Source organism: Dehalococcoidia bacterium, assembly GCA_025060295.1.
Classification (GTDB): domain Bacteria; phylum Chloroflexota; class Dehalococcoidia; order Lucifugimonadales; family HRBIN23; genus HRBIN23.
In genome coordinates this window covers 1-17,697 of record JANXCH010000009.1, presented here as the reverse complement: position 1 = coordinate 17,697, position 17,697 = coordinate 1, and the positions used below count along the sequence as shown (strand labels likewise).

The 17,697-nt window shown below is 65.1% G+C and carries 19 protein-coding genes; 12 read left to right on the top strand and 7 right to left on the bottom strand.

From position 1 onward, the window contains the following. The 3 genes from NZ951_04470 to uvrC are packed head-to-tail and all read left to right on the top strand — an operon-like array spanning position 1 to position 2,859. Entirely contained in the window at positions 1–699 is a 699-nt protein-coding gene (locus tag NZ951_04470) for a cytidylate kinase-like family protein (protein ID MCS7207177.1), read from the top strand. A gap of 14 nt (positions 700–713) precedes the next feature. Beyond that, on the top strand, positions 714–968 hold the full coding sequence (locus NZ951_04465) for a hypothetical protein (protein MCS7207176.1): 255 nt from the start codon (positions 714–716) through the stop codon (positions 966–968). Positions 969–981: 13 nt separating this feature from the next. Next, the gene (gene uvrC, locus NZ951_04460) at positions 982–2,859 is read left to right on the top strand and encodes an excinuclease ABC subunit UvrC (protein MCS7207175.1); all 1,878 of its coding nucleotides are present in this window, start codon (positions 982–984) and stop codon (positions 2,857–2,859) included. On the opposite strand, the gene NZ951_04455 is transcribed toward uvrC, so the two are convergent. Both NZ951_04455 and NZ951_04450 read right to left on the bottom strand, forming a co-directional pair. Beyond that, a complete protein-coding gene (locus NZ951_04455) occupies positions 2,843–3,289 on the bottom strand; it encodes a hypothetical protein (protein ID MCS7207174.1) in 447 nt (148 codons plus the stop codon). The genes uvrC and NZ951_04455 overlap by 17 nt on opposite strands. Before the next feature lie 82 nt (positions 3,290–3,371). Beyond that, positions 3,372–4,145 carry an enoyl-CoA hydratase-related protein gene (locus tag NZ951_04450; protein MCS7207173.1) on the bottom strand — a complete coding sequence of 258 codons (774 nt, stop codon included), beginning with the start codon at positions 4,143–4,145 and terminating at the stop codon, positions 3,372–3,374. A 179-nt stretch (positions 4,146–4,324) separates the two neighbouring features. On the opposite strand from NZ951_04450, the gene NZ951_04445 reads away from it, so the two are divergent. The 5 genes from NZ951_04445 to coaBC are packed head-to-tail and all read left to right on the top strand — an operon-like array spanning position 4,325 to position 9,302. Continuing rightward, positions 4,325–5,209 carry a methylenetetrahydrofolate reductase gene (locus NZ951_04445; GenBank protein MCS7207172.1) on the top strand — a complete coding sequence of 295 codons (885 nt, stop codon included), beginning with the start codon at positions 4,325–4,327 and terminating at the stop codon, positions 5,207–5,209. Positions 5,210–5,229: 20 nt separating this feature from the next. After that, positions 5,230–5,640 carry a holo-ACP synthase gene (gene acpS, locus NZ951_04440; GenBank protein MCS7207171.1) on the top strand — a complete coding sequence of 137 codons (411 nt, stop codon included), beginning with the start codon at positions 5,230–5,232 and terminating at the stop codon, positions 5,638–5,640. A gap of 20 nt (positions 5,641–5,660) precedes the next feature. After that, on the top strand, positions 5,661–7,232 hold the full coding sequence (locus NZ951_04435) for an NAD(P)H-hydrate dehydratase (GenBank protein MCS7207170.1): 1,572 nt from the start codon (positions 5,661–5,663) through the stop codon (positions 7,230–7,232). Positions 7,233–7,248: 16 nt separating this feature from the next. Beyond that, on the top strand, positions 7,249–8,022 hold the full coding sequence (locus NZ951_04430; protein ID MCS7207169.1) for a type III pantothenate kinase: 774 nt from the start codon (positions 7,249–7,251) through the stop codon (positions 8,020–8,022). A gap of 50 nt (positions 8,023–8,072) precedes the next feature. After that, a complete protein-coding gene (gene coaBC / locus NZ951_04425) occupies positions 8,073–9,302 on the top strand; it encodes a bifunctional phosphopantothenoylcysteine decarboxylase/phosphopantothenate--cysteine ligase CoaBC (protein ID MCS7207168.1) in 1,230 nt (409 codons plus the stop codon). Here the strand turns inward: coaBC and NZ951_04420 are convergent. Together NZ951_04420 and NZ951_04415 are read right to left on the bottom strand one after the other, a co-directional pair. Then, positions 9,299–9,808 carry a DinB family protein gene (locus tag NZ951_04420; protein MCS7207167.1) on the bottom strand — a complete coding sequence of 170 codons (510 nt, stop codon included), beginning with the start codon at positions 9,806–9,808 and terminating at the stop codon, positions 9,299–9,301. The genes coaBC and NZ951_04420 overlap by 4 nt on opposite strands. 23 nt (positions 9,809–9,831) lie before the next feature. Then, entirely contained in the window at positions 9,832–10,497 is a 666-nt protein-coding gene (locus NZ951_04415; GenBank protein MCS7207166.1) for a DedA family protein, read from the bottom strand. 209 nt (positions 10,498–10,706) lie between these two features. Between NZ951_04415 and NZ951_04410 the strand changes: the two genes are divergently transcribed. The 4 genes from NZ951_04410 (at position 10,707) to NZ951_04395 (ending at position 13,271) form a co-directional block, all read left to right on the top strand. Continuing rightward, positions 10,707–10,949 (top strand): hypothetical protein, encoded by a 243-nt coding sequence (locus NZ951_04410; GenBank protein ID MCS7207165.1) that lies wholly within the window; start codon positions 10,707–10,709, stop codon positions 10,947–10,949. A 321-nt stretch (positions 10,950–11,270) separates the two neighbouring features. Continuing rightward, positions 11,271–11,870: a hypothetical protein gene (locus tag NZ951_04405; protein ID MCS7207164.1), complete on the top strand. Its 600-nt coding sequence runs from the start codon at positions 11,271–11,273 to the stop codon at positions 11,868–11,870. 141 nt (positions 11,871–12,011) lie between these two features. Beyond that, the gene (larB, locus tag NZ951_04400) at positions 12,012–12,770 is read left to right on the top strand and encodes a nickel pincer cofactor biosynthesis protein LarB (GenBank protein MCS7207163.1); all 759 of its coding nucleotides are present in this window, start codon (positions 12,012–12,014) and stop codon (positions 12,768–12,770) included. A 42-nt stretch (positions 12,771–12,812) separates the two neighbouring features. Then, positions 12,813–13,271: a cytochrome c maturation protein CcmE gene (locus NZ951_04395; protein ID MCS7207162.1), complete on the top strand. Its 459-nt coding sequence runs from the start codon at positions 12,813–12,815 to the stop codon at positions 13,269–13,271. A 15-nt stretch (positions 13,272–13,286) separates the two neighbouring features. Here NZ951_04395 and NZ951_04390 read toward each other — a convergent pair whose 3' ends face one another. From NZ951_04390 to NZ951_04380, 3 genes are all read right to left on the bottom strand, one after another. Further along, the gene (locus tag NZ951_04390) at positions 13,287–14,669 is read right to left on the bottom strand and encodes a UbiA family prenyltransferase (GenBank protein MCS7207161.1); all 1,383 of its coding nucleotides are present in this window, start codon (positions 14,667–14,669) and stop codon (positions 13,287–13,289) included. A gap of 181 nt (positions 14,670–14,850) precedes the next feature. Further along, on the bottom strand, positions 14,851–15,696 hold the full coding sequence (locus tag NZ951_04385; protein MCS7207160.1) for a 2-oxoacid:ferredoxin oxidoreductase subunit beta: 846 nt from the start codon (positions 15,694–15,696) through the stop codon (positions 14,851–14,853). Then, positions 15,686–17,413: a 2-oxoacid:acceptor oxidoreductase subunit alpha gene (locus NZ951_04380; GenBank protein MCS7207159.1), complete on the bottom strand. Its 1,728-nt coding sequence runs from the start codon at positions 17,411–17,413 to the stop codon at positions 15,686–15,688. Before NZ951_04380 ends, NZ951_04385 begins: the two co-directional genes overlap by 11 nt. Between the last annotated feature and the right edge of the window lie 284 nt (positions 17,414–17,697).

The following is a 17,697-nucleotide window of genomic DNA, read 5'->3' as shown; positions in this document are numbered from 1 at the left end:
ATGCCGGTCATCACCATCAACGGCGAGTATGGAAGCGGTGCCCCCGAGGTGGGCGTGGAGGTCGCCCGCACCCTGGGAATGGACTATGTGGACCGCCTGGTGCTGGCCGAAGCCAGCCGGCGCATACGGGTGCCGGTGGCAGCCCTGGCCCAGCGGGAGGAGCGCTCCCCCACCCTAGGCGAACGGGCCGCCCGCCTACTCCAGCGCGTCCTGGAGCGCAGCGCCCTGGCCGGAGGCGACCCCTACTTCGGGGCCAGCATGGACGCCCTGCTGTTACAACCCTACCCCGAGGGCACCCACGAACCCGCCCAAGAGATGGACGACCGTCGCTTCGTGGAGGCCATCAGCCAAGCCATACGCACCCTGGCCCAGAGCGACAACATCGTGGTGGTAGGTCGAGCCTCTAACCTGGTGCTCCAGGATCACCCCCGCGCCCTCCATATCGGCCTGGTCGCCCCCTATGAACGACGCCTGGCGGTCATTATGGAGCGGGAGCATCTGGACAGGCCTCGCGCCGAACGCCATATCGCTCAGGTGGAACGGGCCCGGGATGTTTACTACCGGCGCTTTTTCAAAACCGACCCCAGCACACCCCATCAGTACCACTTGGTGCTTAACACGGGGTTGCTCACTTTCCACCAAGCGGCCGATTTCATTGTCCACCTGGCCAGACTCTACTGGCCCCCAGCCACACCCTAAAGGAGCCGACACCCATGCCCAGGAAGACCCGCCGGGGCCGTCGGCCCCGCTTCCTCAACACCCCCGCTCCCACCGGGACAGCCACCCTGCCCCCTAAGCCCTCTGCCCCTGCCCCCGAGACCCCACGTCCCGCCCTTTCCCCTTCCCTCCGTCCACCGCCCGGTGCACCGAGTATGCGTCTTCCCATCGGGCGGGAGTTGGCGGCCGTTGGCATCGTCGCAGGGATGTGCTTAGCTATCCTGCTGGTGCTCTGGCTCCTCCTGCGCTAGGAGGGGCACTGATATGGAGACCCCCACCCCTGCCCTCCAGGAGCGCCTCAAGGCTTTACCTGACCGTCCCGGCGTCTACATGTTCCTCGACGCACGCGGCCAGGTGCTCTATGTGGGCAAGGCGGCGCGTCTGCGCGACCGGGGGAGGGCCTATTGCGCCGACAGCGCTGACCATCCCCCCAAAATCCGCCGCATGCTCGCCCGCGCCGCCGACCTGGAGGTCATCCTCACCCACTCGGAGAGCGAAGCGCTCCTTTTGGAAAACACCCTCATCAAGCGCCATCGCCCTCCCTACAATACCCGCCTGCGGGACGACAAAACCTACCCCTACATCCGCATTGACCTGCAGGAGGATTTCCCCCTCGTCTACTTCACCCGCAAGGTGCATGCGGACGGGGCCCTGTACTTCGGCCCCTACGCCTCGGCGGGCTCGGTGCGCCGCACCTTAGACCTCCTGAAACGCCTGTTCCCCTACCGCTCCTGCACCAAGACCATCACCGGCACAGACCCCCGCCCCTGCCTGGAATACTTCATCCACCGGTGTGCCGCCCCCTGCACAGGCTACATCTCCCGCGAGGGGTATCGGGAGATCATCCAACAGGTCATCCAGTTCCTGCAGGGCAAGGCGGAAGAGGTCCTGCGCAGGCTCCATCAGCAGATGCGGGAGGCCGCCGAGAGGTGGGACTTTGAACGGGCCGCCGGCCTGCGCGACCAGATTCGCGCCATCCAACAGGTGCTGGAAGAGCAGAAGGTCGTCTCCTTGAAGCGGGAGGATATGGACATCATCGCCCTGGCTCACGAGCACGCCCAGGCCCGCGCCGAGGTGTTCTTCATCCGCCAAGGCAAACTGGTGGAGCGCGACCACTTCTCCCTAGAAGGCACTCAGGACGAGCCCCCCGCCCAGGTGCTGGCCCACTTCCTTCTCCAGTTTTACCAGGCCGCTACCTTTATCCCACCCCTTGTGGTCGTCCCCTGCCTGCCCCAGGACGCCAACCTTATCGCCCAAACCCTGACCGCCAAGCGCGGCGCACCCGTGCGCCTGATGGTGCCCAAGCGGGGAGCCAAAAAGCGCCTATTGGACATGGCCACGGAGAATGCCCAGGAGGGGTTACGCTTGCAGCAAGCCCGCGCCCTGGCCGACCAAGACGCCTTGCAAAAGGCCCTGGCCGAGGTGCAGGAGGCCCTCAACCTCCCCCGCCTCCCCGTCCGCATCGAATGCTACGACATCTCCAACATCCGGGGCACGGATGCCGTGGGGAGCATGGTAGTGTTCGTGCATGGGAAGCCCCACCGCGCCCACTACCGCCGCTTCAAAGTGCGCACCGTCCAGGGGATAGACGACTACGCCATGCTCCGGGAAGTTCTGCGCCGGCGTTTCACCCGCCTGGCCGAGGCCTACCGCAAAGCCCCCCACCTGTTCGCCCCAGGCAACACACCCCCCGACCAGGAGGCGTGGGGCATCGTCCCCGACCTGGTGGTGGTGGACGGAGGCAAAGGGCACCTCTCGGTGGCCCAAGAGGTGTTCCTGGCATTGGGCCTATCCACCGACTTCATCCCCCTCGCCGCCCTGGCAAAAGAGCGGGAGGAACTGTTTGTGCCCCACGCCCCCGAGCCCATCCTTCTGCCCCGCGGCTCCCAAGGGCTTTTCTTGGTGCAGCGCCTGCGGGACGAAGCCCACCGCTTCGCCGTCTCCTACCATCAGCGTCTGCGCTCCAAACGGCAGACCAGCTCCGTCTTGGACACCGTGCCGGGCATCGGCCCCAAGCGCAAGCGCCTCCTCTTGCGCACCTTCGGCTCCCTCAAAGCCATCAAAGATGCCCCGGTGGAGCGCATCGCCGCCCTGCCCGGGATGACATGGGCTTTGGCCCAACGTCTCAAGGAGTCCCTGTAGCCCCCTCCACGGGCGCTGCCTCCACCGGCAGGCCCAGACGCACCCGCACCTGCCATAGGAGCATGGAGGCGTCTCCACGGGGGTGCGGCGTCAGACCCCGCGCCTGCAGAAACTCCTTCAGCTCCTGAATGCTGGACGGCTCCACCACCTGCCCCGGCCCTATCTGAATGCGCGGGCGATGGGTAACGAACCACCGCACCCGCCCCGGAGACGGGGATACAGGGGCTGAAGAAGCGCCAGGGGGGGGCGAGGCAGCGGGTGGGGGGGATGCCGAGGGGCGCAGGGGCGAGGGCACGCCCTCACCCCCTCGCCGAGCCTGCCCCGCCCGCTCCTGCTCCCTCAACACCTGCAGCAAGTGCATCGCCACCTCTAGGAACTCGGGCGTCTCCGGACAGCGGAGCACCCCCCCGCTGAAAGTAATCTCCAGCATTGGCCCTCCAGTGTCGTCTCGCATGATAATATAACGACACCGAGGGCGTCAAGATGCCCGTCTCGCCGAGCGGGCAGGCGACCTACCGCCCCTTGAACACGGGGGGACGCTTCTCCACAAAGGCACGCATCCCCTCCTTGCGGTCCTCCGAGGCGTGCAAGATGGTGGAGCACCGCGCCTCATACTCCAGGGCCGAGTACAGGTCCATCTGCATCCCCACCTGCACACAGGACTTGATCAGCGCCAAAGCCAGCGGAGGCCGCTGCAAGAGCACCTGGGCCAGCGCCTTGGCCTCGTCCATGAGGCGCTCCGCAGGGACGACGCGGTTCACCAGACCCCACGCCAGGGCGGTGCGCGCGTCAATGAAGTCCCCAATATACATCAGCTCCTTCGCCCGCCCGATGCCAATAAGACGGGGGAGGCGTTGCGTCCCCCCTGCGCCGGGCAAAATGCCCAACTTCACCTCCGGCTGGCCGAACTGGGCATCCTCCGAGGCGACACGCAGGTCACACGCCATGGCCAGTTCACAGCCCCCTCCCACTGCATACCCGTGCACGGCCGCAATGGTGATACAAGGCAGGTTCTCCAAGCGGGTGGCGATGCGGGTAGTAGCGCGGGGTAAGGCAACCCCTGGCTCCTCCTCGGCCATCTCCTTGATATCTGCTCCCGCACAGAAGGAACGCCCCTCCCCTCTCAGAATAAGCACCCGCACGTCCCGTTTGCGCTCCACCTCGCTGAAAAAGGCGTCCAACTCCTGCACCAGTTGCCGACTCAAAGCATTCAGGCGATGGGGACGGTTCAGGGATAACACTCCCAGCATCCCCTCCTGCTGGTACAGCAAAGTTTCGTAGGGCATAGGCACCTCCTTGTCCGCTCTGCCAGCATCATAAAAGCCAAGCGCGCCCAACACAAGCCCCCCCAAGACACCTCACCCCGGGACGCACCCCTGCCCCCTGGTGGACAGGGGGATCGCCCCGCGCCATTGGACACCCCCCAGTCGGGAGGCTATAATGGCTGAAAGGAGTGCAACACACCATGAGCCGTTTCCGTGATGCGCTGACCGCAGGACGCTTCGTCGTCACGGTAGAACTCAATCCCCCTAAAGGCACAGACCTTTCCGAGATGCTTAGCAAGGCCCAAGCCCTGCGGGGAATGGTAGACGCCTTCAACCTGACCGATTGCACCGGGGCACGCATGGCTATGGCCCCCATCGCCCCCGCCCGCTTTTTGTTGGACCACGGCCTAGAGCCGATCCTGCAAATCACCGGGCGCGACCGCAACCGCATCGCTATCCAGGCTGAATTGCTGGCGGCAGCGGCTTTAGGCATCCACAACATCGCCGTCATGAGCGGTGACCCGCCAGGTACGGGCGACCACCCCGAGGCAAAGGCCGTCTTTGACCTGGAGGCCATCGGCATCCTGAAGGCGGCTTCAGCCCTTATGGAGGGGCACGATTTGGCGGGCAATCCCCTCAAAGGGGCACCCCAGTTCCACCTGGGGGCGGTGGTCAACCCTGGGGCTAAAGACCTGGACAAGGAACTCCAACGCCTAGAGGAGAAAATCGCCGCCGGCGCCCGCTTCTTCCAAACGCAAGCCATCTACGAGCCCGATAAGTTCAGCACCTTTATGAAGCGGGTGGAGCACTACCGCCTGCCCTTCCTGGCGGGCATCATCGTGCTCAAGTCGGCGGCTATGGCCCGTAATCTCAATCAGAACCTCCCCGGCGTGTTCATCCCCGAGCCCCTCATCGCCGAACTGGAGAAGGCCCCCGACCGCACCGCCGCGAGCATCGCCCTGGCGGCACGCATCATTCGTGCAGTGCGCCCCCTCTGCCAGGGGGTGCACATTATGGCCATCGGATGGGAGCGCCACATCCCCTCCATTCTGGCCCAAGCGGGCCTGGCCCCCGTCGCCCCGTGAACCCCACACCAGGGGAAGCCATGCTCTACATCGGCGTGGACATCATTGAAATCCCCCGTATCGCCCGCGCCGTGGAGCGGTGGGGCGAGCGCTTTCTGACGCGCATCTACACCCCCCAGGAGCTCTCCTACGCCAGAGGACAGGCCCCCCAGTTGGCCACCCGCTTCGCCGCCAAAGAGGCCGTCATGAAAGCCCTGGGCACGGGCATTCGGGGCGTCTCCTGGACAGAAATTGAGGTGGTGCGGGAACGGGGCCAGCCCCCGACCATCCGCCTGACGGGGCGGGCCTTAGCCCGCGCCCACCACCTGGGCATCCGCCGTTTCGCCCTCTCCCTCTCCCACAGCCGCGACCTGGCCATCGCCGTCGTCATCGGGGAGACGACGCCTGCAGGGGAACACACCCCCATCCTTGCCCTCCCGCTAACGCCATGAAGGTGGTAACCGCTGACCAGATGCGTCGCCTGGAACGACAGGCCGAGGCCCTGGGCATCACCCGGGACACCTTGATGGAGAACGCCGGCCTGCGGGTGGCTGAGAAGGTCTGGACGATGCTGGGAAAGCGCCCCGGGGCGGAGGTGCTGGCCCTCATCGGCCCGGGCAACAACGGGGGCGACGGCCTGGTGGCGGCGCGCCACCTGGCCTCGTGGGGGGCAAAGGTTACCGCCTACCTTATCCTGCCCCGCTCCCCCGAGGACGCCAAACTCACCGCCGCTCGGCAACGGGGTGTGGAGGTGGTGGAAGCCCCTAGCGACGAGGAGTTGCGCACCCTCCGCACCCTGCTGGCCCGTGCCGACCTGGTGCTGGACGCCATCTTAGGGATCGGCAGACGCCGCCCCTTCGAAGGGCTGTTCGCCGAGGTGTTGGATGTCACAGTCTGCGCCCAACGGGAGCGCCCGGAGGTGCGTCTTGTGGCCCTGGACCTCCCCTCGGGGTTGGATGCGGACACGGGTGCCGTTGACACCCACACCCCCTACGCCGACCTTACCCTCACCCTGGGCTTCCCCAAAGTCGGTCTGTTCCGGTTCCCCGGTGCCGAGCGGGTAGGGCGCCTGGAGGTGGTGGACATCGGTATCCCAGAGCACCTGGCCGAGGACATCGCCCTGGACCTGCTGGACGCCCGGTGGGCGCGTCACACCCTCCCTCCTCGCCCCCTGTCAGCCCATAAGGGCACCTTCGGGCGTGTGCTGGCAGTGGTGGGCTCACCCCGCTACATCGGTGCCGCCTACCTGGCGTGTATGGGCGCTGCCCGTGTGGGGGCGGGCTATGTTACCCTGGCAGCACCCACCAGCATCCACCCCATCCTGGCCGCCAAGTTGACCGAAGTTACCCACCTCCCCCTCCCGGAGGCGGCCAGCGGGGTCTTCTCCCCGGAGGCGGTTCGGGAGCTGCGCCGCTCCGCCAGTCAGTTTGAGGTGCTCCTCATCGGATGCGGGTTGGGACAAACCCCCGCCGCCGAAGCCCTTCTCCGCCACCTCTTGCTCAGCGAGACCCCCCTGCATATCCCCATGCTGTTGGACGCCGATGCCCTGAACATCTTGGCCCGCCAGGAACGCTGGTGGGAGAAACTGCGGGCACCCGCTGTGCTCACTCCCCACCCGGGGGAGATGGCCCGCCTGCTGGACAGCACAGTTGAGGAGGTGGAGCAGGACCGTTTGGGCACGGCCCGTGAGGCGTCTCAACGCTGGGGGGTTACGGTGGTGCTCAAGGGGCCGTTCACCGTCATCGCCTCCCCTGAGGGCAATGTGCGCTTGAGCCCCTTCGCCAACCCCGCCCTGGCCACCGCGGGCACGGGGGATGTGCTGGCAGGAGCCATCGCAGGCCTTATGGCCCAAGGCCTGCATCCCTTTGATGCAGCCAGTTTGGGTGTTTTCCTGCACGGCTTGGCGGGGGAGGTAGCCCGCCAGGAGATCGGCGACGCTGGCACTATAGCGGGAGACCTTTTGCCCCTCCTTCCCCGCGTTATCAAGGGCCTCAAGGCAGGGCATCACCTTCCCTTCTCGGTCATGGGATCAGAAAAGGTATAATCAGCGAGGGGAGAGCATGCTCCTAGCCCTGGACATCGGCAACAGCAATGTGAAGATCGGGGCCTTTCGGGGGGAGGAGTTGGTGGCCACCTGGCGCGTCGCCACCGACCCCCGCCGCATGCCTGATGACTACGGGGTGCTCCTGCTCTCCCTGCTCAACCTGCGGGGCCTGCACCCCTCCCACATACGGGATGCCGCTTTATGTAGTGTGGTCCCCCCCCTTACCTGGGTCTTTGAGGAGATGTGCCGCACCTTTTTCCAGGTGAAACCCCTCATCGTGGGGGCCGGCGTCAAAACAGGCATGCGTATCCTGTACGACACCCCTCGGGATGTGGGGGCCGACCGCGTGGCGGCGTCGGCGGCCGCTTATCGCCTGTATGGGGGGCCGGTGATTGTGGTGGAGGTGGGCACCTTCACGGTGCTGGACGCCGTGACCCGCGACGGCGACTACCTGGGCGGCGCCATTCACCCCGGCCCCCAGGTGGTGGCCGAAGCGGTGTTCACCTCCGCCTCCCAACTGCGGCGGGTGGAACTGGTGCGCCCCAAGAGCGCCATCGGGCGCAACACGGTCGCCGCCATTCAGTCAGGCGTCCTCCTGGGCCACATCGGCATGGTGGAAGGCCTGGTCAAGCGCTTCAAAGAGGAACTGGGAGACGACGCCAAAGTCATCGGCACTGGCGGGCTGGTCTCCCTCATCGCCCGGGAGACTGACATCTTCACTGCCGTCAACCCGGACCTGATTTTGCACGGTCTGCGTATTATTTATGAGATGAACCGCCCCGAGCGGTAGGGCACACCCCCACAGGGAGGCCCTTACCTTTGGGAGAAAGGAAGGGACCTATGCCGACGGTTCTCCACGGGAAGCACATCGTTCTGGGGGTCACGGGGAGCATCGCCTCCTTCAAGGCGGCCGACCTGGCCAGCAAACTGGTGCAACACGGCGCTCTGGTGGACACGGTGCTCACCCGCGAGGCGTGTCAATTCATCACCCCCCTCACCTTCCAGGCCCTCACCCATCGCCCCGTCCTGACGGATCTGTTTGATCCCCGCGCCGAAACGGCTATGGACCATGTGGCCCTGGCCCTGCGGGCCGACCTGATCCTCGTCTGCCCTGCCACAGCCCACACCATCGCCCGCCTCTCTGTGGGCTTGACCGATGATGTGCTCACCACCACCGCCTTGGCCTCCCGTGCGCCGCTGGTGGTGGTGCCCGCTATGGACGCCCACATGTATGCCCACCCTGTTCTGCAGGAGCACTTGGAACGCCTCCAAAAACGGGGCGTGCATGTGGTTGGGCCGGTGGAGGGGCGGCTGGCCTCCGGCCTGGTGGGCAAGGGGCGCATGGCCGAAGTCGCCGACATCCTGGGACATGTGCGCTGGGTGCTGGGCCGAGCAACGGGCGATTTGCGGGGATACACCATCGTCGCCACGGCCGGAGGCACCCAGGAACCCATAGACCCTGTGCGGGTGGTAACCAACCGCTCCTCGGGCAAAATGGGCTATGCCGTTGCGGAAGCAGCCCGCGACCGTGGGGCGCGCGCCATCCTGATCACCGCCCCCACCAGTTTGCCCGACCCCGCAGGCGTAGAGGTGCGGCGGGTAACCACAGCCCTCCAGATGCGGGATGCGGTGCTGGAGGCGTGCCGAGAGGCCGATGCCTTAATCATGGCGGCCGCTGTGGCCGACTACCGCCCCACCCGCCTGGCCCCTCAAAAGATCAAAAAAGGCCCCCCCCTGTGGACAGTGGAACTCACCCGCAACCCCGACATCATCGCCGAGGTGGACGGGAAAGTCATTAAGGTGGGCTTCGCTGCCGAGACGGAGAACCTGCTGGCCAACGCCCGGGAAAAACTCCAGGCCAAAGGCATGCACCTCATCGCCGCCAACGATGTAACCGCTGCCGACAGCGGGTTCGGGGCAGAGACCAACCGCGTCGTCCTCCTGGACAAGGAGGGGGGTATAGAACAACTGCCCCTGCTCCCCAAATACGAGGTAGCCCAGCGCATTCTGGACCGGGTGAAGGCCCTTTTGGTGCAGCGAACGGAGCAGGTTCAACCGTCGGCCCGCTAGCGGGCGGGAGCCGTCTGCCCCGGGGTAGCCAGGGCCTCGCGTGTGGCGCGGATTTGGGCTTCGTGCTCCCTCAGGTGGCGAGCAACGCTCTCAATGAACGCCTGCACCGTCATCCGCCGATTCTGGTAGACACAGGGCCGGGCCAGGTCAGCCTCGTCCAGGCGCAGAAGGATAGACACCGCCTCGGCGTGGGCCTCGGCCATACGGGAGAGAATGACCGGCAGGGAATCCTGGCCGTGCTCGGCCACGGCGCGCAGGCGCTGCTCCCGCTCCGCCTCGGTGGCACGGGCGAGGGTGGGGGCCTCCTGCTGGCGGGCCAGCAAGACCTTGCGGAGCCAAAAGGGCTCCATCTCGATGGTGTGGGCCAGCACCTGGGCCACCGACCACTCCCCCTCCTTGGGGGGCGTATACAGTTCCCGCGGAGTTATGCCCTCCAAAGCCCGCTCCAATGCCTCGTGCGCCCCCTCCAGTTCCCGCAGCAGGGCATGCACGCGCGGTCCGGACATAGGCACCTCCTCGTCTTCAGGGGTCAAGCGCGCTTTATGTCGTCTCCTACGGCATCGTCCAGATGAGACGCCTCTGCTCGCACTTGCCGAATGCGACGCCACAGCCACCACACCACCCCAACCCCCAGGACCACCACAACGGGAATGTCGAAGGGGCGCGACAGGTGGCGTATGCGCTCCCAATGCTCCCCCAAAAGGTAGCCTCCCCATGCCAGGCCCAACGACCAGGGGAACGCCCCGAGCAAGGTATACACACAAAACTTGCCCAAATGCATGCGCGCCACGCCTGCGGGGAAACTGACCAAACTGCGCACCACAGGCAACAGACGGGCGAAGAACACAGTGGCCTCGCCATATTTGGCGAACCAGCGCTCGGCCTGATCCAGGTCCTGCCGTGTGAGGAGAACCCAACGTCCCCACCGCAGCAAGACAGCCCGTCCCCACACTGCCCCCACCCAATACAGAAACAACGAGCCCAGCAGATGGCCGAATGCCCCCAAAAAGGCCGCCAGCATCAGACCCGGCACCCCCAGACCCCGAGCCTGCACGAGAAGCCACCCCCCCAAAGGCATCACCACCTCGCTGGGCATGGGGACGAAGACGCTTTCTAGGGCGGACAGAGCCACCAAACCGGGCCAGCCTAAGGTCTGGTACACGGTCTGAACCCACCGCAGAAGAAACTGCTCCATCGCCACTCCTTGAGTGCGGGACTGGGCCCCTTCTGCACTTTACCACCATCACCTGGTGGAAGGCAAGATAAGACGACACGAGGGCATCGCCTCAAAGCGTTCTAAACACTTTTTAAACATCGCTTATCCAATGCCATTCCTTGTCCTATACAGGGTCTTGACAAGACGGAAACGGTGTGCTAACCTTTGGAGTAAAGGAGGAGGAGGCTATGGTGTCCAAACCGCAGGTGCGCAAGACCCGCCTGATGCTCCAGGTGGAAGAGCGTTATGGGCGTCCCCTGGAGCGTCTTCTGCCCGAACTGGTGAACGAAAAGGGTTTATCGGCCACCGCCCACGAACTGGGGGTCAGCAAGGCCACCTTGGGCTACTGGCTTCTCAAACTGGGCATCCAAGTGCGGCGCATCGCCCTGGCGCCGGGGGAGGACCTGTCCATTACCCGTACGGGCCCGTAAATGCTCCGGGGCGGTCTTCCCATCGTGCCTCCGCAGAGGCCCTTGCGGCGAGGGGAGCGCAAGGGCCTTCGCTATGGAGTGGGACACGAGGAAACCCCCGCGCCCCAGCGGGCGGTGCCCCAGGGAGGAACAAACGGGCACACCTTACCGTTTCCTGAGCTGAGAAGCGGTCCGCTCCAGCACTTCTAGAAATTGAGGCAAAAAGGGACGCTCCAACCCCTTGACACTTGGACGCCATCTCCCTAGACTAGGCGGGTGATAGGGTTGGGGTGCTCGGGGTGGCCGCCTGATCACAGCACTATCACAGAGAAGGGGGGTTCTGTGAAAGGTTTCCCGAGCGCACGGCTCCTTGGTATTCTGCTCGTACTGTCCCTGATAGGAGTGCTGGCTCTGACGGCCTGTCAAGGCCCGCAAGGGGTGGCAGGGCCACCAGGCCCCCAAGGCCCGCCGGGCCCCGCTGGCCCGCCTGGCCCCCAGGGTCCGCCCGGCCCGCAAGGCCCCGCAGGTCCGCCAGGACCTCAAGGCCCTCAGGGTGAGCGTGGTCCTGCCGGTCCGCCTGGCTCCCCGGCCTCGGCTGAACCCACCCTGGTCTTCCCCAGGACCACCTACACCACCGCCGAGCGCTTCACCGCCTACCTCTCCGGCTTCAAGCCCCGGGAGGCCGTCATCCTGGTGGCCGTAACCCCCACCGGTGAGTTCCTCCTGGTGGGCGACGAGGCCAACTCCTCCGGCGCTCTGCGCCTCACAAGTGGTGCGGGGCAGTTGGCGCAACTGGGGCCTGGCATCTGGACCATCAAAGCGATCGGCGACCAAGGCTCCGTGGCCACTGCACCCCTCGAAGTTACCCCGCCGCCACCCACACCGACGCCTACACCGCGGCCGCCGACGCCCACACCGACACCTACACCGCGCCCAGGCTAGCCCTATCGCTCTGCGGGGCATCCAAAGGGGGCCACCTGTTCCAGGTGGCCCCCTGGGCTTCCTAGGAGTCCTCCAGCCCTTGCCTTGTTCTCCTGCCGGCTGGTACATTAAGCGTGGGCACCGCTGCAAGGGAGGTACACTATAGATACTCAGCGCCTCCGCCAACTCCTGGAAGCCGTGCGCCAGGGCGAGGTGTCGTTGGAGGAAGCCCTGGAGACCCTGCGCCACCTCCCCTACGCCGACCTCGGCTTCGCCCGCCCCGACCTGCACCGCGCTCTGCGCAAGGGGTTCCCAGAGGTCATCTTCGGCATGGGCAAATCTCCCCACCAGGTGGCCACCATCGCCCAGCGCCTGGCCGAAGGTGCTGACCGCCTCCTCGTCACCCGTGCCACCCCGGCCCACTTTCAGGCCGTCCAAGCCCTCCTGCCCGACGCCCAGTGGCACGAGACGGCACGGGCTATCGTCGTAGATCGGCGCACTGCGACGCGCCCGGTTCCGGGGGTGGCTGTGGTATGCGCCGGCACCGCCGACCTGCCCGTGGCCGAGGAGGCTGCCCTTGTCGCCTCCCTAATGGATTGCCAAGTGGAGCGCTTCTACGATGTGGGCGTGGCGGGCCTGCACCGCCTTCTGAATGTGCTCCCCAACCTCTCCAAGGCGCGGGCCATCGTCGTTGTAGCGGGGATGGAGGGGGCACTCCCGAGCGTGGTGGGGGGGCTGGTGCAGGCCCCTGTCATCGCCGTCCCCACCAGCGTGGGCTATGGAGCCAGTTTCCACGGCCTCGCCGCCCTGCTGGCCATGCTCAACTCCTGCGCTCCCGGCGTGGCCGTGGTCAACATCGATAACGGCTTCGGGGCAGGCTACCTGGCTGGCCTCATCGTGCGCACCGCCGTGGGCACCTAGAGACCTTGCCCTGCACCCTTCGCAGAGGATATACTTAAAGCGATGCACCAGGTGCCTTCTCCCCCCAAGGGTTGGTTGCGCCAGGGAGGCGGGAAACTCCTTCTGGTGGGGGTGCTCCTCGTGGCCTCTTTGGGCTACTTCGGGTGGACCGCCTTCCGCTCCTCCACCGTCTATTACCGAACTGTGGACGAGCTGCTGGCTCTCGGGGAGCGGGCCTATCACAAGGACATGCGCGTCAGCGGCAAACTGGTAGCAGGCTCTTTTCAGCGCGTCCCTGGGAGCACCCAGGCCTTCTTCGTCCTCACTGACCCCAAGGGCGAAGGACGCCTCCTCGCCACCTACACCGGCGTGGTGCCCGAACTCTTCTTCAACCCCTACTCGGAAATCGTTTTGGAGGGGCAATTACAGCCTAATGGGGTCTTTGTGGCCGAGCAGGTCATCGTCAAGTGCCCCTCTAAGTACGCCTCCCAGCCTTTGGGGGAGGTTCCCCAGGGCAACTAGCCCCCTTAGCCCAGCCTAGCCCACCCAGCGCCCCAACACCACACTGGTCACCAGCGCCAGCCCGAAGTAGAGGTGCAGCTGGGCAGTAACCAGGTCTAGAAAGGTGAAGGCAACCCTTCGGGGCTGGAAGGCAGCCCGCACATTGCGCCACGCCAAAGGCAGGGTCAGGAAGGTCAGCACACCCCACCAGGGCAGCAACCCCACGCCGATGGCGACGGCCACCGCCCCATAGGTGGCCACCACCAGCGCCAGGTAGTAATAGCCCGACCCCTTGAACCCTAGATACCCCGCCACCGTAGTGAAGCCCGCCCGCTGGTCGTCCTGGATATCGCGGAAGTTATTGCCGTGTAAGATCGCCGTGGTCAGAAAGCCCAACGGCAGGGACAGGATGACCGGCTCCCAGGCGAAACCCTGGGCCTGCACATAGTAAGCCCCCAGGGCCATCAGGGGATTGAAAGCCAGAAACACAGCCAAGTCGCCCAGGGCGCGGTACTTCAAACCGATAGGCGGAACGGTGTAAAAGACCCCCAGGAAAGCCCCCGCCAGGGCGATGTAGAGCACCGGAAGCCCCCGCAAAACCGTCAACGCCCCCCCGATGCCCGCGGCCACCAGCAGGAGCACCACCCCAAAGACCAGGTGCTGGCGTGGCGACAGCATGCGGTCGGGTAATACCCGGCTGGAGCCTAAAGTGGCCCAGGTGTCCACGCCCCGACGGTAGTCCATATAGTCGCTCAGCACATTCACCCCGGCGTGGACGAGCAGAGCACCCACAAGGGTGGCCACCAGCAGGGGCCACGACAGGGTGGGAGCCAGCAGACCACCCAACAGGGCGGCGAAAAAGGTAACGGTAAAGGCGAAGGGGCGCACCGCTTGCCAGTACACCTTCCAGGTGGGCGTTGCGGTGCGCAGAGGACCCTGGAAGGCCTGCAGCACCGTATCCGTTACCTCCACCTGGGCACGGGGCTTCCATTCTACCCGATAGTCGGAGATCAGGAGACGCGTGGGGCGGATGCGGAACACCAGCAGGGGGAAGTACTTGGCGAACACCACCGCCTGAGGCACCTTGCGGAACAGAAGGTGGCGCTCGGGGCGCTCGGCCACCGGCCCCAGGATTTCGATCTCCCCCTCCCCCTGCAGGAAGAGGTCGGGCACTCCACGGTCAATGATAAAGAACACCTTGGGGTTCTGGAGGATGTTCTGGTAGTGGTGGCCGCGCCCGGGGGTGGGTTTTTCAATCACCCCGTAGAGATAGCCGCCCTCTTCCGCGAAATAGACCTTATTGGCCCAGACGCGCCCTTCGGCGTGGCTCACCAAGGTCATGGTGCGGTTGTGTTGGAAGATGCGCTTGGCCGCTTTGAGGGCCTGCATCGTTTCCGCAGAGAGGGTAGTGGTGCTCATGCCGTCCTCCTTCCCATCGGAGCGCGCACCCGTGCTTTGAGAAGGCCTTCACTATCATACCCAACAGCCTCGGGGGTGGCAACTCCCCCCACCTTGTTCCGTCCCGCAAGCGCCCTGCGCCCCAAAAACAGGGGCCCTGCTCTGCGCAGGGCCCCGGCGCCATCTCGGCAGCTGCCCCCTGCTACCCATAGCGGGAGAGGAACTCGTCGGGATCGAACTCCACCTTGATCTGCTCAAAGGCCCGCAGGCGCTCCTCATACACAGGGCGCTCGCTGCGGTAGAACACCCCTAGCAGGGTCTTCTCCTGGGGCATGGCCAAGCGGATAGCCGCCATATAGTCCGTGGGGTCGTGGTCCTTGGGGATATCCTGAACGCGGGCGTCGTAGTAGTTATAGGTGTTATGGAACTCGGTGCAGGGGCTTTGCACATGCAGGAAGGCGAACCCTTTATGACGAATCCCCTCCACGATGAGTTCCTGGAGTTGCTTGGGCCGTCCCGAATACCCCCGTGCCACCCAGGATGCCCCCGACGCCAGCGCCATCAGCACAGGGTTCATGGGCATCTCCACCGTGCCATAGGGGCTAGACTTACTCTTGTGGCCGACGAAGGATGTGGGGGAATACTGGGCCTTGGTAAGGCCGTAAGTCTGGTTGTCCATGCACACCGTCAGGATATCCAGGTTGCGGCGGGCGGCATGGGGGAAGTGGCCGGCACCAATGCTGAACAGGTCGCCATCCCCGCCCATGACCACCACCGTCAGATCCGGACGGGCCATCTTGATACCGGTCGCCACGGGCAAGGCCCGCCCGTGCAGGGTATGGGTGCCATAGGTGTTGCAGAAATACGGGATGCGGCTAGAGCATCCGATGCCCGATACTACCACCACCTTCTCCGGGCGCAGTTGCAGGTCAGCCAAAGCCTTATAGGTGGCCGACAGCACCGCAAAGTCCCCACACCCGGGGCACCAGGTGGGCTTCACCTCACTCTTATAATCCTTCGCCGTAAGGGGGATGGCGCTAACGACCATTGACAACCTCCTCTATCTTGCGCTGAATCTCCCCGGCCGTGAAGGGGAGGCCACCCCATTTGTTGATGCGCACCACCGGGATGCCGAACACACTGCGCAGGTAGCGGGCGAACTGCCCCGTGTAGTTAATCTCCGGGACAATGACCATGTCCATCGAGGAGATGAACTGCTCCAGGTGCTTTTCGGGCAGGGGGTTGAGGACCTTGGGGTGGAGGGCAGCCACCTTCATCCCCTTGGCCACACAGCGCTCCACCGCCTCCCGGATGGCGCCCTCGGTGGAGCCCCACCCGATGACCCCGATGCGGGCGTCCGGAGCGCCGTAGCGGGGCGGCGCCTCCAGTTCCTTCTGGAGAGTCTCCAGTTTGCGGAAGCGCTTGGGCACCATCTTCTCGTGGGAGGCCAAGGGGTTATCCACATGCCCCTTCTCATCGTGCTCCAACCCAGGGGCCACATACATCCCCCCTGGCGTACCAGGGATGGACATAGGCGAGATACCCGTCTCGGTGATAGCGAAGCGCTCGTAGCCGTTGGCCAGGTCGTCCGCAGTGGGCTGAATGCGATCCACCACCTTCACCTTGGACAAATCAGGCTTCAGCAACGACTCGGTGCGGTGGGAAAGGGACTGGTCCGACAGGAAGATGACGGGCGTCTGATACTTTTCGGCCAAGTTGAAGGCGTTGATGATCTGCCAGAAGGCGTCCTCCACGGAGCCGGGGGCGATGACGATGCGGGGGAACTCCCCGTGCCCACCGAACAGAGCGTGGTTGAGGTCGCCTTGCTCCAGTTTGGTGGGCATCCCCGTGCTGGGGCCGGCGCGTTGAGCATCCACAATGACGCAGGGCACCTCGGCCATCCCGCTCCAGCCCATAAACTCGGTCATCAGCGAGAGGCCCGGGCCGGAGGTGGCCGTCATGGCCTTGACGCCGGCAAAAGAGGCCCCCAGCACCGCCCCAATGGCAGCGATTTCGTCCTCGGCCTGCAAGCTGGTTCCCCCCAAGCGGGGAAGAGTCTGGGCCATCAGTTCCAGAATTTCGCTGGCGGGGGTGATGGGATAGCCGGCATAGAAGCGGCACCCGGCAGTCAGGGCACCCGCCACGATGGCATCGTTCCCGCTCATGACCAGGCGGCCCACCCGTTCCGTGGGCGTCAGGTAGTAGGGGTCCGCCTTGGTCAAGTTCTTCTGAGCGTAGTTCAGCCCGGCTTCCAAGGCCTTGAGGTTCTGGTCCAACAGTTCGGCGCGCCGCTTATAGCGCTGGGTGATGAACTGGGTGAGGGAGGTGGGGTCCAGGCCGAACAGGCCCGCCAGCACCCCCGTGACCACCACATTCTTGCCCCGCACAAAGTTCAGGTCCTGGCGGGCGATGCGATTGAAGGGGATGGGGTAAAAGACCGTGCGGGGACGGGGTTCGGGCGTAACCTCATCGGGGTCATAAATAAGCACCCCCTCTTCGGTGTTGAGGAGGTGCTTGTGCTTCTCATAGGCCTCCAGGTTAAAGGCAACCAGGACATCCACCTGGTCGCCCATGGAGAGGACAGGGCGGGGCCCGACACGCACCTGGTACCAGGCGTGCCCCCCCTTGATCTCGGCGGGATAGGTGCGGAAGGTAAACACATGGTAGCCCGTCCGTGCCGATGCCAGGGTAAAGATATCGCCCGTGGAGATGACCCCCTCACCACCTTCCCCGCCCAATCGGATGACAATTTCGCTCTTGGGCATAGCCTCCTCCCGGCGTGGGCTGCCTGGGCCGATCTCACCGCGCCTGGGCTGTCTCATCATAGCACACCTTACGGGGGCATGTCAAACTGTGGACTTGCGCCGTTCCCTTCGTGCATGGCACTACCCTGGAGAAGCTGTGCCCCCCCGCAGTGCGCCCCGCTTCTATAGAAAACACCTTCCACTTAGGGCCACCCAAAGGCCCACATGTAGGTCTCAAAAGCGCCAAGTGTCCTGGAAAAGGCGCCCAACCCCCTTGACAAACGCCCGAGTGCATGGCAGTGTGA